Source organism: Rhizobacter sp. P1_G5 (assembly GCF_056405435.1).
This window is the reverse complement of the sequence record NZ_JBFUCB010000457.1, coordinates 1-5003: the sequence shown is the minus strand read 5'-3', so window position 1 is coordinate 5003 and position 5003 is coordinate 1. Positions and strand designations below refer to the sequence as shown.

The 5003-nt window shown below is 73.5% G+C and carries 5 protein-coding genes; 1 reads left to right on the top strand and 4 read right to left on the bottom strand.

Going from position 1 to position 5003, the window contains the following annotated elements:
• Positions 1 to 776, top strand: a 776-nt coding sequence (locus AC1D12_RS24445; protein ID WP_477843417.1) for a hypothetical protein, incomplete at its 5' end; no start/stop codon positions are given.
• Between the two features lie 298 nt (positions 777 to 1074).
• On the opposite strand, the gene AC1D12_RS24440 is transcribed toward AC1D12_RS24445, so the two are convergent.
• The 4 genes from AC1D12_RS24440 to AC1D12_RS24425 form a co-directional block, all read right to left on the bottom strand.
• Positions 1075 to 2007, bottom strand: coding sequence for a sugar kinase (locus tag AC1D12_RS24440; RefSeq protein WP_465113896.1), 933 nt, complete (start codon positions 2005 to 2007; stop codon positions 1075 to 1077).
• A complete protein-coding gene (locus tag AC1D12_RS24435) occupies positions 1997 to 3472 on the bottom strand; it encodes an N-acyl-D-amino-acid deacylase family protein (protein WP_477826125.1) in 1476 nt (491 codons plus the stop codon). The genes AC1D12_RS24440 and AC1D12_RS24435 overlap by 11 nt, the downstream gene beginning before the upstream one ends.
• Positions 3469 to 4371, bottom strand: a complete 903-nt coding sequence (locus AC1D12_RS24430) for a MurR/RpiR family transcriptional regulator (protein WP_047503265.1) — start codon at positions 4369 to 4371, stop codon at positions 3469 to 3471. The genes AC1D12_RS24435 and AC1D12_RS24430 overlap by 4 nt, the downstream gene beginning before the upstream one ends.
• A gap of 10 nt (positions 4372 to 4381) precedes the next feature.
• Positions 4382 to 5003 (bottom strand): type III PLP-dependent enzyme domain-containing protein (locus AC1D12_RS24425; protein ID WP_477843415.1); only part of this gene is annotated, 622 nt, incomplete at its 5' end.

Below are 5003 nucleotides of genomic sequence, written 5' to 3'. Positions count from 1 at the left end.
CGGTCGATCCGCGGCAGCGCCTGCGCAGCGTCGCCGAGTTCCGCCGCTGCCTGGGCTGGGCGCCGCCCGCCGCGGCTCCGGCCCAGGCACCGACTGCGGTTCCGGGCCAGGCGGCCCCGGTGCGTGCTGCCGCGCCGACGCTGTCGCCCTCGGCTGAACGCGCCCTCGCGGCACCGGGGCGGCCGGCCACGCGCAGCAACGGTCGCAGCGACCCCGGCTTCGGCGATTCACGCTTCCAGTCGCGCTTCGATCCGCCGCCGCTGCCGGTCGCGCCGCCGCCGCGCCGCACCGGCACCTGGCTCGTGCTGCTGTGCGCTGCCGCGCTGGCCGGCGCGGCGCTCTGGCTGACGCTGCGGCCGCGTGTACCGAAGCCGGCCCCGGTGCCTGCCGTGGCCTTGCAGCCGCTGGCGCCGCCGGCGCGCCTGGTCCCGGTCGAGGCGGACAAGCCGGCCGATGCCGACACGCCCGCTGCGGCCGACGCCACGCCGGCACCCGCCGAGCCGGCCGCCGTCGCACCGGCCGAGGTCGCACCCGCCATCCCCGTCCCACCCGCAGCACCCGTGACATCGTTGCCATCAGGCGGCGCGCGTGCGGTGTCCGGCACCGCGAAGCCGCCGGTCGATGCCGTCGTGGCGGGCGCGACGAACCCGCGTGCCGCCTGCGGCTCGCGCGTCAACTTCGCGCTGCTGTACTGCATGCAGGCGCAATGTGCCAAGCCGCAATTCGCGCGGCATGCGCAGTGCGAAGAAATGCGCCGCGCCGGCGACGTCCAGTAGCGCAGGCAGCGCGGGCACATCGGGCCCCGGAACATCAGGACTGGAACCGCACACCCTCGGCCGTTACTCAGCGGGCGGGTCGGCGCAGGGCCGCCGACCGACTCACCCAGGGAGTTCGGAATGCGGCGGCTACAGCATCAGTTCAGGCACGTTCCTCATCAACCCGCAGCACCGGGCCGACCCGAGCCGGATCACGCAGTGCGTGCGACGACACGCAGCGTCCGGCCGCACCGCTGGCACCGGCGTTTCGCCACGCCACCGGCGCTGAACCGCCTGGGTGCCTGAACAACGGTGCTGTTCAGCCCTCGGCCGTGAACACCTCGGCCAGCGTCGGCAGCGGCGCCACCGCGCCATGCCCGCAGGTGCTGAGCGCTGCGGCGATGTTGGCCAGCCGGGCCGCGCGGTCCAGCGTGTCGCCGGCCGACAGCCGCGCCAGCAGCGCGCCGGCGAAGCAGTCGCCGGCACCGGTCGCGTCGACCGGCGTCACCGGGTGCGGCGCGATCAGGCGCGCGCCGTGCGCGTCCGACACCAGGCAGCCCGAGGCGCCGAGCTTCAGCGCGACCCGCTTCGCGCCCTGGTCATGCGACCAGCGCAGGATGTCGTCGTGCCGCAGCAGCCCGGTCAGCGCGCCGATCTCGTCGATGCTCGGGAAGAACAGGTCGCAGTGCGCCAGCGTCTCGCGCGCGATCGCGAGCGCGCGGGCCGCGGGCCACAGCGCAGGGCGGAAGTTCAGGTCGTAGCTGATGTGCGTGCCGGCACCGCGCGCGCGGGCGATGGCCTCGAACACCGCGTCGCAGGCCGATGCGCTGATCGCCTGCGAGATGCCCGAGCAGTGCAGCCAGTGCGCGCCCTGCACGACGCCGGGCGGCAGGTCGACGGGGCGCATGCGGCTTGCCGCGCTGCCGGCGCGGCGGTACGAGAAGCGGTGGCCGCCCTCGCCATGCGTCACGAAGTAGAGCCCGGTCTCGGCGCCGGCGAGGCGCTGCACGCCCTGCGTCGCGATGCCTTCGTGCCGCCACAGCGCGAGCAGCTGTTCGCCGAACAGGTCGTCGCCGAGCTGCGTCAGGTAGCCGGTGCGCGCACCCATGCGGGCGGCCGCGATCGCGCAGTTCGAGGTGTCGCCGCCGAAGCCGGCGAGGTAGCGGCCGTCGGGCTGCTGGTTGAACTCGGCCATCGCCTCGCCGATGGCCAGCACATCGAGCGATTTCTCGAGCATCTGTTCAGACGACATCCGATGGTCCCCTCGTCAACATCCGTCCGGCGCGCTGCAGCACCTGCGGCACCGGTCCGGCAGCATAGGCGCGCACGCCGTTCACGTGCACCGAGGAGATCCCGATGCTCGCGCTGATCGGCACATCGTAGGTGGCGGTGTCGGCGATGCGCGCCGGGTCGAACACCACCACGTCGGCCATCATCCCCGGGCGCAGCAGGCCGCGCCCGGCGATGCGGAAGTTGCGCGCGGTCAGGCCCGTCATCTTGTGCACCGCCTGCTCCAGCGTGAACAGCTGCCGCTCGCGCCAGTAGCGCGCCAGCACGCGCGGGAAGGCGCCCCACAGCCGCGGGTGCGGGTGGCGGTCGTGCGGCAGGCCGTCGGAGCCGATCATCGTGCGCGGGTGCGCGATCACGCGCTCGACGTCGTCCTCGTTCATCTGGAAGTAGCAGGCGCCGCCCGGCTGCAGCCGGCGGCACGCGGTCTTCTGGTCGACGCCCCAGTCGTCGGCGATCGCCGACAACAGCCGGCCGGTGTGCTCCGGGTGCGCGTCGCTCCAGGTCAGCATCACGTCGATCACACCGTCGACCAGGTCCTCGCGCAGCACGGTGGAGCCTGCCACGTAGGGGTAGACGTCCATCGCGACCGGCTGGCGCGTGCCGAGCGCATCGATCAGCGGCAGCGTCTCGCGCGTGCGGCCCCAGTTGGCGGGGCCGGCGCACTTGTGGTGCGAGATCACGAGCGGCACGCCGGCCGCGAACGCGGTGTCGCCGGCCTCGTGCAGTGCCTCGATGATCTGCGCCATCTCGCTGCGCAGGTGGGTGGCGTAGATGCCGCCATGGCGCGCGACGATGCGCGCCAGCTCCGTCACCTCATCGGCCGGCGCCGGGAAGGCCTCTTCGTAGAACAGCCCGGACGACAGCCCGTGCGCGCCGTCGGCCATCGCGGCTTCGAGCAGCGCGGCCATGCGCGCGCGCTCGTCGGCCGAGGCCGGCTTCGAGAGATCGGGCACCGCCGCGAAGCGCAGCGTCGTGTGGCCGACCAGCGCGGCGACGTTCAGCGACGGCTGCGCGGCCTGCACCGCGTCGCGGTAGGCGGCCATCGTCGGGTAGCGGAACGAGCCGGCGCCCAGCAGGTTCAGCGGCGGCTTCGCGGCCTCGGTGACGTAGGGCGCGAGCGAGATGCCGCAGTTGCCGGTGACGACGGTGGTGATGCCCTGCGACAGCTTCGGCAGGCCGTCGGGGTCGCGCAGCACGATCGCATCGTCGTGCGTGTGGGCGTCGATGAAGCCCGGCGCGATCGCGAGGCCGCTGCAGTCGACGGTCTCGACCTCGTCGGGTGCGAGACCCTCGGGCAGGCGGTCGCGCAGGCCGGCGCCGGTGCGCAGGATGCGGTCGCCGGCGATCAGCACGTCGCCGGTCCAGCCGGGCGTGCCGGAGCCGTCGATCACCAAGCCGTTCTGGAAGAGAGTGGCCGACACGCTCATGGCTTGGCCCCCACGCCGCCGCCGTCCCAGCTCTGCAGCGGGTGCGTGCGCACGTCGATGCCGTGGCGCTGCAGCGCCTCGCGCACGTAGGTCAGCCGTTGCACGGCCGGGTCGCCGCGCCGCTGCGCGACCAGCACGGTCAGGATCTCGATCACGGTCAGGTGGGTCAGGTAGGCGTCGATGCCGACGTGCATCACCGCATCGTCGGGCACGCTCAGCGCGATCAGCATGTCGGCACGCTCGGCCAGCGGCGTGCCGGGGCGGGTGATGCAGACCGCCTTCGCGCCCTGCGCACGGGCGATGTCGACCGAGTCGAGCAGCGAGGGCATGCCGCCGACGTGCGAGATCGCGATCACGACGCCGCGCTCGTCCTGCGCGGCGGCTGCCACCTGCTGCAGGTGGTAGTCGGCCCACGCGGTGGCCGACAGGCCCAGGCGGAACAGCCGCGCCTGCAGATCCTGCGCCATGAACCACGAGGTGGAACCGGCGCCGTACAGGTCGACGTGGCGGGCGACCGCGATCGCGTCGACGGCGGCGCCGAGCGCGGCCATGTCGAGCTGCGCGCGCACGCCGGCCACCGACGCGGCGGCGCTGCGCGAGATCTTCGCGACCACCTGGTCGGCGCTGTCCTCGATGTTGACGCGGCGGTGCAGCGGCGAGCCGCCGAGCGCCAGCGCATGGGCCAGCGCGAGCTTGAACTCGCGCAGGCCGGCGAAGCCGAGGTCGCGGCAGGTGCGCATCACGGTGGGCACCGAGCTGCCGGCGCGCTCGGCCAGCGATTCGAAGCTCTCCTCGAGCACGCGGTCGGGGTCGTCGAGGATCAGGTCGAGGATCGCGCGGCGTGCGGTGGGGGCGCCTTCGCGCGCCGCGGCCACGTTCTCCAGCAGGCTCTTGGTCATGGTCGGGGGATCAGAAGTGCATTGCCACCGCGTCGCTGACGCGGTAGTCGTTCTCGACGACCGGCATCCAGTGCCATTTGTCGAAGGTGGTGCAGGGATGCGAGATGCCCAGGCCGATGCGCTCGCCGACCGCGGGGGCGGCGGCCTCGTCATCCGCGGCCCAGCGCAGGTACGCGTGCTGGTCGTTCAGGCCGGTGATGGCCCAGCCGGCCGGCACCGGCGCGGCCTGCAGCGCACCGCGCGCCGCACGCGCGATCGGCACCGGCAGCGCCAGGTCGAACGAGATGTCGCGCTTGCCGACCGCGAGGATCGCGAGGCCCGGCTCCGGCCGCGACTGCACCATCGCCCAGACCTCCATCGCCGGGCGCAGCGTCTCGCCGCAACCGCAGCCCAGGCGCGCCTCGACGCTGTTCACCATGCGTTTGTAGAAGCCGTGGTCGTGCGTCACGTAGCAGCCCGAGCGCAGCAGGCCGCGCACCGGCCGCGCGAGCGAGGGCGTGAGCCGGCCGGCCACCAGGTCGAAGATGGCCGAGCCGCCGGCCGACAGCAGCACCTCGTCGGCTTCGAACCAGCCGTTTGCATCGGCGGTCTTCGCGATCRCCTCGACGCGGTCCATCAGCGCCTTCGCATAC

Coding starts and splice junctions, on each gene's coding strand:
- AC1D12_RS24440 (WP_465113896.1), bottom strand. CDS start 2,007: ATGTCGTCTGAACAGATGCTCGAGAAATCGCTCGATGTGCTGGCCATC.
- AC1D12_RS24430 (WP_047503265.1), bottom strand. CDS start 4,371: ATGACCAAGAGCCTGCTGGAGAACGTGGCCGCGGCGCGCGAAGGCGCC.
- AC1D12_RS24435 (WP_477826125.1), bottom strand. CDS start 3,472: ATGAGCGTGTCGGCCACTCTCTTCCAGAACGGCTTGGTGATCGACGGC.